General features: G+C 42.0%; 20 protein-coding genes. 10 read left to right on the forward strand and 10 right to left on the reverse strand.

Going from position 1 to position 16004, the window contains the following annotated elements:
* The first annotated feature begins 20 nt into the window (after positions 1-20).
* Positions 21-617: a YqgE/AlgH family protein gene (locus tag DWX23_RS03185; RefSeq protein ID WP_122373371.1), complete on the forward strand. Its 597-nt coding sequence runs from the start codon at positions 21-23 to the stop codon at positions 615-617.
* Here the strand turns inward: DWX23_RS03185 and DWX23_RS03190 are convergent, their stop codons facing one another.
* Genes DWX23_RS03190 through recR form a run of 3 tightly spaced genes read right to left on the reverse strand, consistent with a single transcriptional unit; the run spans position 618 to position 2960 of the window.
* A complete protein-coding gene (locus tag DWX23_RS03190) occupies positions 618-1148 on the reverse strand; it encodes a GNAT family N-acetyltransferase (protein ID WP_122373372.1) in 531 nt (176 codons plus the stop codon). It abuts the gene before it with no gap.
* 1 nt (position 1149) lies between these two features.
* Positions 1150-2325 (reverse strand): glycosyltransferase family 2 protein, encoded by a 1176-nt coding sequence (locus tag DWX23_RS03195; protein ID WP_122373373.1) that lies wholly within the window; start codon positions 2323-2325, stop codon positions 1150-1152.
* Positions 2326-2336: 11 nt separating this feature from the next.
* Complete coding sequence (gene recR / locus DWX23_RS03200) at positions 2337-2960, reverse strand: recombination mediator RecR (protein WP_122373374.1); 624 nt, start codon at positions 2958-2960, stop codon at positions 2337-2339.
* Positions 2961-3235: 275 nt separating this feature from the next.
* Here recR and DWX23_RS03205 point away from each other — a divergent pair, with 275 nt between their 5' ends.
* The 3 genes from DWX23_RS03205 to trxA are packed head-to-tail and all read left to right on the forward strand — an operon-like array spanning position 3236 to position 4994.
* Positions 3236-3457: a DUF6132 family protein gene (locus DWX23_RS03205; RefSeq protein ID WP_075557749.1), complete on the forward strand. Its 222-nt coding sequence runs from the start codon at positions 3236-3238 to the stop codon at positions 3455-3457.
* Position 3458: 1 nt separating this feature from the next.
* Entirely contained in the window at positions 3459-4484 is a 1026-nt protein-coding gene (locus tag DWX23_RS03210; protein ID WP_122373375.1) for a TQO small subunit DoxD, read from the forward strand.
* A gap of 24 nt (positions 4485-4508) precedes the next feature.
* Complete coding sequence (gene trxA, locus DWX23_RS03215) at positions 4509-4994, forward strand: thioredoxin (protein WP_122351434.1); 486 nt, start codon at positions 4509-4511, stop codon at positions 4992-4994.
* 99 nt (positions 4995-5093) lie between these two features.
* Here the strand turns inward: trxA and DWX23_RS03220 are convergent, their stop codons facing one another.
* Positions 5094-6230: a carbohydrate porin gene (locus DWX23_RS03220; protein WP_122373376.1), complete on the reverse strand. Its 1137-nt coding sequence runs from the start codon at positions 6228-6230 to the stop codon at positions 5094-5096.
* Positions 6197-8851: a magnesium-translocating P-type ATPase gene (gene mgtA, locus DWX23_RS03225; protein WP_199673203.1), complete on the reverse strand. Its 2655-nt coding sequence runs from the start codon at positions 8849-8851 to the stop codon at positions 6197-6199. The genes DWX23_RS03220 and mgtA overlap by 34 nt, the downstream gene beginning before the upstream one ends.
* A gap of 263 nt (positions 8852-9114) precedes the next feature.
* On the opposite strand from mgtA, the gene DWX23_RS03230 reads away from it, so the two are divergent.
* Together DWX23_RS03230 and DWX23_RS03235 are read left to right on the forward strand one after the other, a co-directional pair.
* Positions 9115-9930, forward strand: coding sequence for a transglutaminase-like domain-containing protein (locus DWX23_RS03230; protein ID WP_122373377.1), 816 nt, complete (start codon positions 9115-9117; stop codon positions 9928-9930).
* Positions 9931-9934: 4 nt separating this feature from the next.
* Positions 9935-10504, forward strand: a complete 570-nt coding sequence (locus DWX23_RS03235; protein ID WP_122373378.1) for a YdeI family protein — start codon at positions 9935-9937, stop codon at positions 10502-10504.
* Positions 10505-10529: 25 nt separating this feature from the next.
* Here DWX23_RS03235 and DWX23_RS03240 read toward each other — a convergent pair whose 3' ends face one another.
* Genes DWX23_RS03240 through DWX23_RS03255 form a run of 4 tightly spaced genes read right to left on the reverse strand, consistent with a single transcriptional unit; the run spans position 10530 to position 12083 of the window.
* Positions 10530-10982, reverse strand: a complete 453-nt coding sequence (locus tag DWX23_RS03240; protein ID WP_233587470.1) for a hypothetical protein — start codon at positions 10980-10982, stop codon at positions 10530-10532.
* Positions 10979-11389, reverse strand: coding sequence for a D-Ala-D-Ala carboxypeptidase family metallohydrolase (locus DWX23_RS03245; RefSeq protein WP_122373379.1), 411 nt, complete (start codon positions 11387-11389; stop codon positions 10979-10981). The genes DWX23_RS03240 and DWX23_RS03245 overlap by 4 nt, the downstream gene beginning before the upstream one ends.
* The gene (locus DWX23_RS03250; RefSeq protein ID WP_007659354.1) at positions 11370-11588 is read right to left on the reverse strand and encodes a hypothetical protein; all 219 of its coding nucleotides are present in this window, start codon (positions 11586-11588) and stop codon (positions 11370-11372) included. Before DWX23_RS03250 ends, DWX23_RS03245 begins: the two co-directional genes overlap by 20 nt.
* Before the next feature lie 51 nt (positions 11589-11639).
* The gene (locus tag DWX23_RS03255) at positions 11640-12083 is read right to left on the reverse strand and encodes an HU family DNA-binding protein (protein ID WP_122373380.1); all 444 of its coding nucleotides are present in this window, start codon (positions 12081-12083) and stop codon (positions 11640-11642) included.
* Positions 12084-12461: 378 nt separating this feature from the next.
* On the opposite strand from DWX23_RS03255, the gene DWX23_RS03260 reads away from it, so the two are divergent.
* Together DWX23_RS03260 and DWX23_RS03265 are read left to right on the forward strand one after the other, a co-directional pair.
* The gene (locus DWX23_RS03260) at positions 12462-12686 is read left to right on the forward strand and encodes a helix-turn-helix domain-containing protein (protein ID WP_044214648.1); all 225 of its coding nucleotides are present in this window, start codon (positions 12462-12464) and stop codon (positions 12684-12686) included.
* 70 nt (positions 12687-12756) lie between these two features.
* Positions 12757-13146 (forward strand): HipA domain-containing protein, encoded by a 390-nt coding sequence (locus DWX23_RS03265; RefSeq protein WP_233587471.1) that lies wholly within the window; start codon positions 12757-12759, stop codon positions 13144-13146.
* A gap of 215 nt (positions 13147-13361) precedes the next feature.
* Here DWX23_RS03265 and DWX23_RS03270 read toward each other — a convergent pair whose 3' ends face one another.
* Complete coding sequence (locus DWX23_RS03270) at positions 13362-13802, reverse strand: HU family DNA-binding protein (RefSeq protein WP_122373382.1); 441 nt, start codon at positions 13800-13802, stop codon at positions 13362-13364.
* Between the two features lie 900 nt (positions 13803-14702).
* On the opposite strand from DWX23_RS03270, the gene DWX23_RS03275 reads away from it, so the two are divergent.
* Positions 14703-15563, forward strand: coding sequence for a DUF2806 domain-containing protein (locus DWX23_RS03275; RefSeq protein ID WP_122373383.1), 861 nt, complete (start codon positions 14703-14705; stop codon positions 15561-15563).
* Between the two features lie 73 nt (positions 15564-15636).
* The gene (locus tag DWX23_RS25075; RefSeq protein WP_233587472.1) at positions 15637-15993 is read left to right on the forward strand and encodes a DUF1016 N-terminal domain-containing protein; all 357 of its coding nucleotides are present in this window, start codon (positions 15637-15639) and stop codon (positions 15991-15993) included.
* The last annotated feature ends 11 nt before the right edge of the window (positions 15994-16004 follow it).

A 16004-nucleotide genomic window follows, 5' to 3' on the forward strand; every position in this document is an offset into this window, starting at 1 on the left:
AACAGTTAAGCGATCTTATCATGGCATCATACAAAAATATCTTCAAAATAACGCATAATAATCTCCTGCCTGCACAAGGTAGCATACTCATATCAGAACCTTTTCTGCAAGATGCCTATTTCCAACGCTCCGTCGTTCTGCTCGTAGAACACACAGATAACGGATCAATGGGATTAGTCTTAAACAAGAAAACGGATCTGGTAGTCAATACATTTTTTCCGGAACTGGAGAAGTTCCCGGAGATACCGATTTACTTGGGAGGCCCTGTAAGTGCCAATCGCCTGTTCTTCATTCACTCACTAGGTGATCTGATTATCCCCGATTCCCTGAAGATAAAAGACCATCTCTATTTTGACGGTGATTTCGAAGCGTTAAAACGTTATATCCAGAATGGTCATTCTATTGACGGGAAAGTAAAATTTTTCCTCGGTTATTCAGGCTGGACAGAAGGTCAGTTGGGTAATGAGATCAACCATAACTCATGGGTAGTAAGCCACGCATCAAAAGAAAATGTGTTGCTGGCCGACGGAGAGGATTTCTGGAAAGATTCATTGGGAGAGCTTGGCAGCAATTATGAAGCATGGACAAAATATCCCAAGGATCCGTATCTTAACTAATTATCTTTCAGTCCATACCTTTTGCATTACCAAAACGTCGGAATATCCTTTTTCCGTCAGGACCCAATCTTTCATTATTCCGGAAAGAACAAACCCGCAACGGGTAAATAAGGCCTTACTGGCTTCATTCTCTATCGGGATATGAACAAATAACTGGTGCAATTTCAGAAACATAAAAGCATATTCCATCAATACATGCATCGCTTCTGATGCAAATCCGTTCCCCTGATAAAGCGGATCGACCAGAATACCGATGCCTGCACGCCGGTGATGGGGCTCGAAGTCATACAAGTCGACCGTGCCGATAGCTGCTCCCGTCGAACGCAACTCGATCATCAGACGCAATTGCCTGGTATCGAAAATATCCCGGTGTGACTCCCGGATATACTCTTTCAATATATAACGGGAATATGGGGACATAGTGTTACCCAACTCCCACAGGTCTGGATTATTCTCCCAACGATATAAAAGTTCCAGATCTTCCGGCTCCAGTGCACGAAGCCGGATCATTTCATTTTCCAGTAGTGCCATATTACTTTCCCGGTGATATTAATTGTCCGCTCTCTGTACTATAAATATGATAGGTTACTTTTTTGTCAACCAGCTTATCCATAAACAAAAGCATTTGTTCAAAGCGAGCATCCGGATAACAAAAGGCATAGTCTGTGAACTCTTTCATCTGATTACGGCGGCAAATGGCATCCATCACACGCTCTTCACTCAAGTTCCATAGATTAATATGCTCCAGTTCAGGCATACGCTTGGCACAAACCGCTTTCATTGCTTCGAAATGCTCTTCCCGGCAAATCACCAGCAAACGGCGGTGTTTGTTATTCGGCTTTGTCCGAACTCCCAACATCCGTGACAAAGCAGCCAGAGATGCACGCAACAGGATAGCCATCTTGATAAAAAATCCCATCAGCCAGCCGGACTGCGGATAATACTTTTTGAAAAAGATCAGCATAGCCCCGTAAAATGCCTTCACATATTTCATGTCGCCATGCTTGGTACTTTCTCCCTTGTAATGAAGGATACGTTCGGGAATATAGTAATTCTTATATCCACCCAATACCAGACGGTACGATAGGTCAATATCTTCACCATACATAAAAAACGCCTCATCCAGCAAGCCGACCTTATCCAAGGCCTCATGACGGAGCAACATGAAAGCACCAGCCAATACATCGACTTTATGCTGTTTCTCCTTATCGAGATAAGCCAGGCTATACCTGGAGAATATACGCGATTTAGGAAACAATTTCGACAAACCGAATATCTTGCAGAACGAAACCCAGGGAGAAGGAAAACTTCGTTTACTTTCCGGAAGGAAAACGCCATGCCCATCCAACATCTTCACACCGATACCACCGGAGTTCGGATTCTCATCCATAAAGAAACAAAGGGTCCGCAAGCTCTCCTCTCCTATCACCGTATCAGGATTCAGCAACAAAACATATTCTCCTTTACACTGGCGGATAGCCTGGTTATTCGCTTTTGCAAATCCCGGATTATCTTTATTCTCTATAAACAGGACTTCCGGAAACTTAGGACGCAAATAATCGATGGAGCCGTCAGTCGAATTATTGTCAACCACAAAAACCTCTGCATCCAGCCCGGCTATGGCAGCACGAACCGAAAGCAGACACTGCTCCAGAAAATACTTTACATTGTAGTTTACAATAATAATGGATATCTTGGTTTCGTACATAAAGAGTCTGATTAAATTTTTATCGAATCATTAAAGCTAGTCCGGTTCACAATGGAACGACCGAGGGTTATTTCGTCGGCATATTCAATCTCGTCACCAATCGACACCCCACGGGCAATCACCGTAATTTTCACTTCATAAGGAGACAACTTGCGATATATGAAAAAGTTCGTCGTATCACCCTCCATCGTTGTACTAAGTGCCAGCACGATCTCCCTCACTTCGTCATTCGCCACCCGCTGCACCAGACTATCTATCTGCAGGTCGCCAGGCCCTATGCCGTCCATCGGGGAAATAATTCCTCCGAGCACATGGTAAACGCCACGGAACTGCCCGGTATTCTCGATAGCCATCACCTCCTTTATATTCTCGACTACGCAAACGGTAGAATGGTCGCGCTGCGGATCGGTACAAATCGAACACATGTCGTCATCACAAATATTGTGGCACACCTTACAATATTTCACTTCTTTCCGCAAAGCCAGCAAAGCCGAAGCAAAGTTTTCCGTATAACCTTCATCCCGGCGAAGCATATACAAAGCCAACCGGAGAGCCGTTTTTCTTCCTACTCCCGGTAGCGAAGCCAGCTCGTTCACAGCATTCTCCAATAAAACGGACGGATATTTCTGAGTCATTGATTACCTTTCTTTGACCACAAAGATAATTAATTCCGCACAAACAACTCTATCCGTAATAAATAACGAACCGTTTTTATTAAAAATACCAAACCAATTACAAACTTCACATTTCCGACACATCCAGACAGCCCTTATAAAACCATATCTGTGAAACAATGTTAGCACACAGGATATTTTCTACTAGAAAATTGTTTTATTAAAAAATAGAACATAAGTTTGCAGTATCATTGCAAGTAGAAATATTTATCAGTAGAAAACAAATAAGTAAACGCATGGCAAAGTTATTTTTCAAGAGACATTGGCTTACACTGCTAGGGATAGCACTCGGCGCCGCAGGGGGATTTCTATACTGGAATTTTATTGGTTGCACAACAGGAACCTGCCCTATCACATCTTCTCCTATCAACAGTTCGGTTTGGGGAGCAATTATAGGAGGTTTATTGCTCAGCTCTTTTCAAAAAGAAAATAAAATATCAACCGATAAAGATCAATGATATGGAAACACTATACAAAAAACAGGCATATTCACTGTTCGGAATGTTTACACTGGCACTACGCCTTGTAGTCGGCTGGACTTATTTTTCTGCTTTTTGGAGAAGATTAGTACTTGAGAATAAACTTATCCCGGATACGGCAGGTTATATAGGAGAGAAATTCAACCATTTCCTCCCTAACGCATTCGGAATAAAACCGGTGATAGAATATCTCGTTTCAAATCCGGATCAACTTTGGTGGGCGATGGTCGTTTTCACGATCATTGAAGGAATTGTAGGTCTGTTTTTTATGCTCGGCTTCTTTACACGGTTGATGAGTATCGGAGTGTTGAGCCTTGCAACCGGTATATTATTAGGTTCGGGATGGCTGGGAACCACTTGCGTGGATGAATGGCAAATCGGGATATTAGGTGTCGCAGCAGGCTTTAGCCTATTCCTGTCCGGTGGAGGTAAATATTCTCTGGACAACATAGTCATTCCCCGGATTCCACTACTAAATAAGTATGCCTGGACAACCTGGTTGACATCCGGCCCGCTTCCACTCGATGAGAAGTCATCGGGAAGACTTTCGGTAGCCGGTGCAACAGCCATATTGTTTCTCTCCCTCCTGACCAATCAGGTATTCCATAATGGAGTATGGGGAAAGCTACATAATAAGTCGGTCAAGCCAAAGATAGAAATAAACGATGTCAATCTGGGCAAAGAAAAGTTGTCATTCACCATCTATCGTGTAGAAGGTGTGGATGTATACGGTTCCTTCCTGATCGGCGTTACTTTGAAAGATGCAAATGGCAATATCATCCTCGACAGAAACGGAGAGGAATTATCTGAATTTCCGGAAACAGATATCCGGAATATGTATATAGCGAAAGTGGCTCCTGGTAAGCATAGCCTTGTCATCCCTTTGGGAAGCAAAGCGGAGCTGACAATAAAAGATGAAACACTCGCCAATCTGCCCAAAGGTGACTACGAGTTGACATTGACAGATATCAGCGGCATTACCTGGAAACAGAAACTGAAAAATTAATTATTAACATCAATTCAAATCCAAATGAACAGTAAAAAAATCTTCACATTATTAGTATTGGTCGTAGGTTTCATGACTTTATCCTCCTGCAAAGGACAAGCCAAAAACGCTGCCGGTGAAACAGAAAGCAGCCAGGAAACAACAGCCAATACACCTGTCCATATCACAAAGGCTGATTTTCTGAAAAAGATATACAATTACGAAGCCAGCCCCAACGAATGGAAATATTTGGGCGACAAACCCGCCATCATCGACTTTTATGCAGACTGGTGTGGCCCCTGTAAAATGATCGCTCCTTCTCTGGAACAACTAGCCAAAGAATATGCCGGAAAGATCGATATATACAAAGTAGATGTCGACAAGGAAACTGAACTGGCACAGGTTTTCGGAATACAAGGTATCCCGGCATTGCTGTACATCCCCATGACAGGGAAACCCCAGATGCTTCAAGGAGCATTGCCTAAAGATCAATTAAAAGAAAAGATTGAAACTATTTTACTGAAAAAGTAAAAGTATTCTATCCATAACTAAAAAAGAGGTATCCCAATAAAGGGACCAGACGCAGACGACGCAGGATTACTCCGCGTTCGTCTGCATCCGGTAAAGAAGCTAATAACTCACCACCACCCTCAACATCGCAATATTACAACTCTCATTTCCAGTCCGTATAAAATGGAATGCAGGTTGCACAGTAAAATGATCCGACACTGTATAATTCCATGTTATTTCCAAAGCCCTCTCCCGGACATCGGAGAAAGAAGCCTGAGAAAAGATTACTCCCAAAGCATCCTCCCGTGAAGCAGAAAGTATCCCTCTAAAAACACCCCCGGCAGCCACATACCGACGGCAGTCATTACGGTCGGACGGAGCAAAAGAATACTGTCCCAACACCCCCGCCGAATAACGTCCCGAACGCCAACACTCCTGTTCCACAGAAAGCCAGCAGGCATAATTCACCCGCCAATGTTTTGCCGACGACGCTTCCGTCTGCGCCTGCAGCTGTTCCGACGGCAGACGACAGTCAGACGCATCACCGAGACGATTGCTGCCGTGTACAACAACACCCAAATTATAAGTACCATGATAACTGTTGTTTGTAGTATAACTTATTTCTGCCAAATCAAGCAACCCATCCCGGCGTGGCGCAACGGTAAAAACCGAACTTCCCCGCTTAAAAGGAAGATAAGCCTTCCCGTTATACAGACTGTTCTTTATCCCGATCTTCTCATTTATCCGATATTCCAGATGCAGACAAACAGCAGATAAAGGATAGTTCGCCAACACATAATTAGCCGATAACGTCGGATAAATTCCACAAGAACTATTCGTGAACAAGGAAGCATATGGAGTCGTAAAATAATCCTCGTTCACATTCCTCAATCCCCCAAACAGAAGCACCTTCCCTATCTGCTGGGAATACCCCAGGATAAAAGGGCTGAAAGGCAGATTGTCCTCTTCTATATTCGAAAAGACCTGCCTGTCCCCGGCAATCCGTTCACGGGAAGTCTTGTAGACAGAAATCGCCTGAACCTCCAACCTCCCGTTACCCCATAGCCCCAGCCATTCCGTCGGTATCGTAACACGAAGAGAAAGAAGATTCACCCAATTCAACCGCCTGCCGAAATCCGACTGTAGCTCGGTTGTGTACTGAACGGATACTTCCGGCTTCTCCCGGGCAAAAACCACTCTCTCCTCACCCATCTGCAACACTATTACAACCAGCGTGTAAACCGTTTTACGTACCATTGTTTTACGATTTGAGTCAACATGCAATATCCAAGTAAAGTCGCAAGCAGCCAGGGGAAATAACTCAGCGGCAGCGGTACAAGCCCGATAGATGCACCTATCCCTGTAAACGGCAGGAGGATACCGATCGCCATGATCGCAAAAGTGGTGAGTAATACCGGCCATGAAGCCCGACTCTGTATAAACGGTATCTTCCGTGTACGGATCATATGCACGATCAATGTCTGCGAAAGCAACCCTTCCACGAACCAACCGCTCTGAAACAAAGCCTGATGCTCCGGCGAAGTACACCCGAACACATACCACATCAACAGATAAGTCGTAATATCGAATATCGAACTGATCGGCCCGATGCAGATCATGAAACGGCTCAGATCGGAAGCATCCCACTTACGCGGCTTCAGCAAATATTCACGGTCGACCTTGTCAAACGGTATCGTCGTCTGCGAAACATCATACAACAGGTTCTGTACCAGCAAATGAATCGGAAGCATCGGCAGGAAAGGCAGGAAAGCACTCGCCGCCAATACACTGAACATATTACCGAAATTTGAACTCGCCGTCATCTTGATATACTTCATAATATTGCCGAATATCTTACGTCCTTCGAGAACTCCCTGCTCCAGCACCATCAAATCCTTTTCCAGCAAAATGATATCAGCACTCTCCTTAGCAATATCGACCGCCGTATCCACCGAAATCCCGATATCCGACTGACGCAAGGCCGACGCATCGTTGATCCCATCCCCCAGGAAACCGACTGTATTCCCACCCTTTTGCAGTAACGTGATAATACGCGTTTTCTGCATCGGAGTCAGTTTCGAATAAACCGTCGTATGTTGCAGCTCCTTCACCAGTTCCTCATCCGTCATCTTCTCGATCTCCGGTCCCTGCAACGTATGCGTAATATCTACACCGACCTGACGGCAGACCGCTTTTACCACAGCTTCGTTATCACCGGATAACACCTTCACCTCTACACCATGCTCATGCAACTGTCGGATCGCTCCGGCAGCCGACGATTTGGGGGGATCGAGGAAAGCCAGATAACCAATCAGCACCATATCCATTTCATCCTCCACCGAGAAATCCAGCTCCTTTTCTATCCAACTCTTCTGGGCAACCGCCAGCACACGCATGCCGTCACGGTTCATCCGCCCGCTTATTGTCAAGGCAATCTGCTTCAGTTCGTCCGTCATCGGGCATACTTCACCGTTATATTCCACATACGAACAGATCTGCATCATCTCCTCGATCGCCCCTTTGGTGATGATCTGCCGTTTACCGTCGTTATCTTCCACGATCACCGACATGCGGCGGCGGGTAAAGTCAAACGGAATCTCGTCCACTTTCCTGTATTTATCACCCAGATGTTCGAAATCCAGTTCCTTCGCATGCGAAAGGATCGCCTTGTCCATCAGGTTCTTCAGTCCGGTCTGGAAATAACTGTTGAAATAGGCATGCCGCAACACACGCAGATCGTCATCCCCATGCACATTGAGATATTTCTCCAACACGATCTTATCGCGCGTCAACGTCCCCGTCTTATCTGTACAAAGAATATTCATCGCCCCGAAACTCTGTATCGCATTCAGATTCTTCACGATCGTCTTGCGGCGCGACATACTAACAGCCCCTTTTGCCAGATTGGAGGTAACGATCATCGGTAACATCTCCGGCGTAAGACCGACAGCAACCGACACGGCAAACAGAAAAGCATCGAACCAGTCCCCTTTGCTCAACCCGTTAATCAGGAACACAAACGGAACCATCACCAGCATAAACCGTATTAGCAACAAACTCACCTTATTGATTCCCCGGTCAAAACTCGTCTGCGCCCGCACCCCCGTCAGGCTTTTGGCAATCGTCCCCAGATAGGTAGAACGCCCGGTAGCAAACACCACGCCTATTGCTGATCCGCTCACCACATTCGACCCCATAAAGCAGATATCATCCAGCTCGACCACACTGCCCGTCCGATGCGTCCTGTTCCCCAGTTCCGCCCTTTTCTCTATAGCATCCGACTCGCCTGTCAACGACGACTGGCTGACAAACAAATCCTTAGATTCCACGATACGGATATCGGCAGGCACCATATCACCGGCAGCCAAGTAAACGATATCCCCCGGCACAAGTTCAGCGATATTCACTTCCTGTCCGTCTTTTGCACCCAGCCGGTAGACGGTAGCCGTATTCTTCACCATCCGTTTCAAGGCATCCGAAGCCCTGCCCGATTTCCATTCCTGCACGAAACGAAGCACCGCACTCAGCATCACCATCGCCGTAATAACAATAACGGTCACCCATTCCCTGTCTTCCGGCGCAGCCATCAGAATATCGATCACCAGCGAGACAACCGCCAATGCCATCAATATTCCGATAAAAGGATTGATAAAGGTTTTAATAAACATGATCAGCCAACGGTCACGTTTTTCGCGTACGATTTCGTTAGGCCCATGAAAACGTAAACGGTCTGTAACTTCTCCTTCCGTCAATCCCAGACGTGAAGTGTCGAAATAACTGAACACAGATTTCAGTGGTTGGGTAGCAGCCAGGAACACCCGTTCGCTGTTGAAAGAGATTGCGTTGTTGTTCTTTCTTTTCTTTCTTCTGATCCACATGATAACTCTCTTTTGTGAAGTCCCCTGCTCCCAAAGCAGGAGGTCTCCGGTTTGGTATTCGTTTTATGTCTCTCTTTTTGACAGCACAAAAGTAGAGACACCCGGCCAGACAAGCCGTTAGAGAACTATTAGAAGGGTATTAGAGAACCATTAGAATTTTGCAGTTTACTTCTGCTTCTAAATATTGATACCTCTATACTCATCCCAACATCTCAAATATTTACTACCTTTGCCGCCAATTGTAAATCATAAAACGAAACGTCATGAGTAAATATCCATTTATGCTGATAACGTGCTTGTTTATTGCACAATCTGCTTTTGCGCAATCATATTCCAAATACTTTCGCCTGGAAAATCAGGATACCGTCAACTTTACTTTTACTGTGAGGAAACCTGATATTAAGGCAATAGACTGTTATCCGCAACAGATTACCCAAATATCGAAAAACGGGGAAAATTACGTAATTTCACTCACCACTATCAACCCCTACCTGGATGGAAGCAAACTGGCTAAAATGAAAGAAGCCAAGTATGACAAATCACGGGAATACGACAGAGAGATCACTAGATTTTTGCAATCTACCCCGTTGATAGATGCACAAAATGAACACGTTAGACAAATTGCCGATACACTGTTCAAAGGCGAAACACAGACCTTTGTCATAATAGAGAAAGCCCTTAAATTTGTCTATACCTATCTGTCACCTTCTGACTCCATTGCCAAACAGATCGATGCAGGGATTTGCAGAACCGTAGATGTCAATACAGTTATCCAAACAAGAAAAGGTACTTGTAGCGAATATACTAATCTATTTACCGCATTGATGCGCTATATGAATATACCGACCCGTTTTGCAGTAGGATATTGTTATGTTCCCGAATGGAAAGCCGAAAGTACCCATGCCTGGCCCGAATGCTATATAGAAGGTGCAGGTTGGTGTTCTGTCGACCCGACTTTTCCTTCATATATCTCCCCTCATTTTGGTATGGTTAGGATGCGTTACGGAATAGATTACGAAGACTGCGATATCAGAACCCTAAACTATGACATCGAGCCGATCGAGTTTACAAAGAAATAACCCTATGACGACAGAAGATAAAATAAAGTATTTTGAAAATAGGGAAGATTGGAGAAAGTGGTTGACAGACAACTTTGAAACCAAAAACGAAATTTGGTTTGTCTTCCCTTGTAAGTCGTCAGACAAAAAAAGTATTACATACAACGACGCTGTTGAAGAAGCCCTTTGTTTCGAGTGGATCGACAGTACGATAAAAACACTTGACAAAGAACATAAAATTCAGCGCTTCACGCCTAGAAACCCTAAAAGTACATACTCGCAAGCCAACAAAGAAAGACTTAAATGGTTATTGGAAAATAAAATGATACACCCTAAATTTGAGGATAAAATAAGAACTATTTTATCTGACCCTTTTATTTTTCCAGATGATATAATTGACAGATTGAAAGAAGATAAAACAGCATGGAAAAACTATCTGCACTTCTCCGACCCATATAAACGTATCCGAATTGCATACATTGAAGCAGCCAGGAAACGGCCTAAAGAATTTGAAAAACGACTAAACAACTTTATCAATAAAACGAAAGAAAATAAAATTATAGCAGGATTTGGGGGAATTGGAAAATACTATTAATCCCAATAAAATGCTGGCATGAATTTTACTTCCGTTTTCTAAATGCTATACCTATATATAACAAACAAACCACCACCCCAATCACCAACATCCGCTTGGGATAGGAAAACTCCACAATACTACCTTTCTGAAAAGAATCAGAACCGGCAAAACAGTTCTCATCTACAGAACCAGAACTAACAACCGATTCAACAACTTCCTCCCCCTGTTCCTTAATGGCGACATGAGTAACAGACTGTACCCCATTCAACCGGCAGCTATCGAACACGATATGCTCTATATCGATCACCTTATTGCGGGAAGCCTGATACAAATTTTTTAACAACATACTATCACTATGAATGCTATGCATCTCCTTCCTTATCTCCCGATGTTGTACACTACGCCGCCCGGCACTACAACCGGACAGCGAAACAACCAACAAACCAACCGAAACAAGTAAACTTCTCCTCCACATATCCATACCTATCCCCTTCATTTATTAATGATCACCTGATAACGATTCTCACCATTTACCCGAAACGACAAATGCAGAAACTTCTTTCGTTTATAAAGAATCGCCTGATCGAAAGGTAACTTACAATAAAGCAACACATCCAGTAACACCTTCGGATCAGGCACATAACAATCCGCAGCCTCCCCCTTCACATGCTGGCTCGAAGGCACGCCCCCCACCAACCTGTTCACCTCCGGACTCCGGTAACCGCTTGTGATCGCAATCGGCTTCCCATAAGCCAGTCGCAACGGCTGTAACAACCGTTTTACCAACTCCATTATAGCCTGCTTCACCTCAAACGACGGCTCATTCAGCAAGCCGTTCTCTACCGCTACCCGGCTATACGTCATTTCTTCCCAGGTAAAATTCCTACTTATCCTCTCTTTCATTTTGTACCGATTTAATTTTATACGAGTAATCCACTCCAAACAAAGCCCCGGCAAATGTGCAGGTTTCCCCGAAAGCCACCAGCACACTATTATGAATCTCCCCTTTCGGAGCAATCCAGAAACCGGAGAAAAGAAGAACAATCCCGCTCATTACGAGCAGGATTGCCATTACCAATTGAATAGTCAGTCTTTTTTTCATACGTTCCCCTTTCCTCTTTCAATCAAGTAATCTTCAATTTACCATTTTCAATTATTCAATCTCAGGTCTGTCATCTCCACCGGAACCTTCTTCTTTTTTAGGTTTCGTATCTTCATCCTCTTCAAACTTCACGATCTCACTCATCCAGCGTAGACTGGTACCCGGCGAGAATATCACCCGTGCCTTTTTTATCAGGGAAGCATTGAAAGCATCTGCCGTCTCCGCCCCTTTCGAACGAATCGAAAGACGAAAACTACCGAACTCACCCACCTGTACAATACTACCCGAGCAAAGCTCCAGGCTCATCGCCCAGTTTAACGAATCGAGTATTGCCTTCACATCAGCACTCGACATCGCCGAGCGGCTGGAGATCAATTCACACAACTTATCCATATCGCAATAGTTCGACGACCGCGCCATCGCATAAGTCTTCACCTTATCCTTATCGTCACCGCTAAGAACCTTGCGCTGCACTTTTCTAAATTTCAGTGTCATAGCTTTTTTATTTTAATGATTAATACTACTGTTTCCAGGGGAACGATACAAAGGTATAGGTAGGAATATATGTGAAGATCGGCGCGATAGCATCATGTAAAACAGTATATAATAAGACTTTAGGAACATTCAAAATCTTAAAATACCATTTTTCACGAACCATCACACCGATAGATTTAGGTTATTATTTAACGTTTATCAGGAAAATAATGATTATTACGTGAGATTCTTAGGGATAGATTTAGGTTATTTAATGACTTCTCGTAACAAATTTGATACCCTTTCGGGTATTCCCTAACAAAAGCCACAAAAATAAATACCCGAAAGGGTATCAAACAAGAAATATTCATTATATTTGTACCCGAAGAGGTATCAAAAATGAATAACTTATCATTAAATGAATATGTAAAATCAAAGCGCAAGTCGCTTGGATTATCACGTGAAGAGTTCGCGCTGAAAGCAGGTGTCGGACTCCGTTTTCTTCGCGAACTAGAACAAGGAAAAGAAACCTTGAAAATGGATAAAGTAAATCAGGTATTAAAACTGTTCGGAATGCAACTTGGTGCCGTACCTATGGACAGGAATAATTTAATAGAACCATGAAACAAGCTAAAATTTATATGTATAGTAAGCCAAAAAGATTGTAGAGTTTTCAGCGTACCCAGTCCTGGACTTGATCAATTACGTTGAGGTTTTATTGTTCTGTTATCTTACAGGTAATGCAGACATGCACCTAAAAAACTTTTCCCTCTATAAAAAGATAAAAGAAACCACACTAACGCCTGCTTATGATCTCTTATCGACTAAGCTGGTCATACCTGAAGACACAGAAGAACTTGCTCTGACTCTGAACGGAAAAAAACGAAAATTAAAGAGATCTGACTTTGACAATCTACTAAAAACAATGAAAGTTGAAGATAAGGTTATTGAAAATACATACAACAAATTTAGAAAAGTAGTACCGCTATGGTATGATTTTATTGATATTTCATTTTTACTAAATCAAATGAAAATAGATTATAAGGCTTTAATAGAACACAGATCTTCCATATTAAACAAGTGATAATAGGAAAATGGCAATTCCACATCCCGGTCTATCACATCAAACAGGATTTCACTTTGCTTAATAGCAATCAGCAATTTGATAACCTCTTTCCTTATAAGTTTTCCTTTATTTTAGGACAAAAAAGCATTTTCTTTCCTAAAATAAAGGAAACTTTTTTCATACATTCCCCCCTTCCTCTTTCAATCAGGTAATCCCCAATTTACCATTTTTAATTATTCAATCACCGGTCTGTCATCATCCGGATTTTCTTCTTTTTTAGGTTTCGTATCTTCATCCTCTTCAAACTTCACGATCTCACTCATCCAGCGCAGACTGGTACCCGGCGAGAATATCACCCGTGCCTTTTTTATCAGGGAAGCATTGAAAGCATCCGCCGTCTCCGCTCCTTTCGAACGAATCGAAAGACGAAAACTACCGAACTCACCCACCTGTACAATACTACCCGAACGAAGCTCCAGGCTCATCGCCCAATTTAACGAATCGAGTATTGCCTTCACATCAGCACTCGACATCGCCGAGCGGCTGGAGATCAATTCACACAACTTATCCATATCGCAATAATTCGACGACCGCGCCATCGCATAAGTCTTCACCTTGTCCTTATCGTCACCGCTAAGAACCTTGCGCTGCACCTTTCTAAATTTCAGTGTCATAGCTTTTCTATTTTAATGATTAATACTACTGTTTCCAGGGGAACGATACAAAGGTACAGATAGGGATATATGCAAAGATAGGCGCGAGAGTATCATGTAAAACAATATATAATAAGACTTTAGAAACAACCAAAATCTTAAAATACCATTTTTCAGGAATCATCACACCGATAAATTTAGGTTCTTATTTAACGTTTATCAGGAAAATAATGATTATTACGCTGGAATCTCTGGAATGGATTTAATTTATTTACAACTTTCAATAACACTCTTAATACCCTTTCGGGTACTCTTTTTTAACATAATCACGAAATAAATATCCGAAAGGGTATCAAATTATAGAATATAAGTCAATATATCTTCTCCCCACTTAACGGGAATTCATTTTCCCGCAAAGAATCGGTCTTTAAAACCAATCATCCTACAGCAACAATTTCTATGTTGATGGCTATTTCCATCAAGGTAGATTTACCGCAACGACGTACCAAATACAAACATTAATCTCCGCAAACAATCACATTACATGTGGTATTACGAAGACTTTCTGTTGCAAATCCGCGACCTGTTTAGTAGCAGGTTTCAAACAAAAGACTCCGCTTCTATAACATATAGGTCGTTTGAAACAAAGTTTTAATTAGTTACACATTAGTAAATTCACTGTTTACTTATAATTATCCAAAAATATTTCTTATATTTGGACTATAATAAACGTTAAGATGCAAAATAATCAGATAAAGAGGTACTAAACGAAAAAGGCATCAAGCAGACGTGGTTAGCAGAAAAACTCGGTAAGAACTTTAAACGCTTGCAACCGCAGCCAACTATCCCTGCAAATGCTTCATAAGATAGCTGAAATTTTGCAGGTTGATATGAAAGAGCTAATTAAATAAATGCAAAATAATGGAAGTTAATATTATTAAAACAGAAGGAAAGCCTCTGGAGAAACTTATCGAAACAGTAAGTTCTGCTATTGGGACATTGTATAAACCAACTCAAATAAGAAAAGAGGCGAAAGCGAATGCGGAAGCTTTAATAATGCAAAAAGAAGCTGAAGCAAAAGGTATGATAATAATTGCCGATGCCAACGATGAAATTATTGAAAGGACAAAAAAACGCATAGCATTACAAGAAATAAATAGACAAATGAACATTGAAGATGTAGCGGATAGATCTATTAAATATTTATCAAAAAATGTTTCAGACACACCTATTGATTTTGATTGGAAAAATAGATTCTTTAATAAAGTTCAGGACATTAATAGTGATGAGTTAAAAGAAATCTGGGCGAAAATATTAGGAAACGAGGTTTCTAATCCTGGTAATGTGAGCATTAGAGCATTAGAGTTATTGAGTAATTTGGATAAAAAAGAGGCTGAGCTTTTTGAAAAATTAGCATCGATGTCTGTTTTTAATCATTCAGTCCTAAAAGTAAACAATGAAAACTCATATGACCAATTTGGTATAACATTTTCAGATATACTTGTTTTGGAAGCTGCGGGGTTGATTCATTCAAATACATCACTAAATATTACATACCCAACTATTCCGCCTTTGAATATGGCTATAATACAGTTTGGAAATAAGATAATAGGTGTAAAAAAGGAAGGTGAAAATAAGATTGTATTTAATCAAACTAGCTTTACTCACGCAGCAGAAGAGCTTATCAATATACTTAAATTCGAGCATAACTATAATTATTTATCATACTTTATTAAAGAGAAAAGTAAACAAGGATATGTTTTCCAATATATTAATCAATAAAAACGATTAGTAGGAGAGACTATTCCTCCTGAAATAAAAGAGCTAATAGACTGGTATAAAAAATGAATGAGTCATGACGAAAGAAATAAAGATAATAAACGATAGTGAGTACGCTCAAATACTACAACGAGCTGTTGCAGAAATTCAGACTGCTCGCGCCACTATTGCCCGACAGATAAACACGACCGTAAACTCTGCATATTGGAATATAGGTAAGTTGCTCCTTGAAAAAAATTTAGAAGGTGGATATGGTAGTGGTGTAGTTAATAGATTGTCTATTGACCTAAAAGAACAGTTTCCAGATATGGGGTTGTCGCCTCGTAATTTGTGGTACATGAAACGGTATTATAAGCTTTATTATCAAGCTGATATAAAACTGCAACGTTGCGTTGCAGTTTTGCCTTGGGGGCATAATATATTACTTATGTAGATAAAGAACTC

Source organism: Parabacteroides sp. AF18-52 (genome assembly GCF_003479145.1).
Lineage (GTDB): Bacteria > Bacteroidota > Bacteroidia > Bacteroidales > Tannerellaceae > Parabacteroides > Parabacteroides faecis.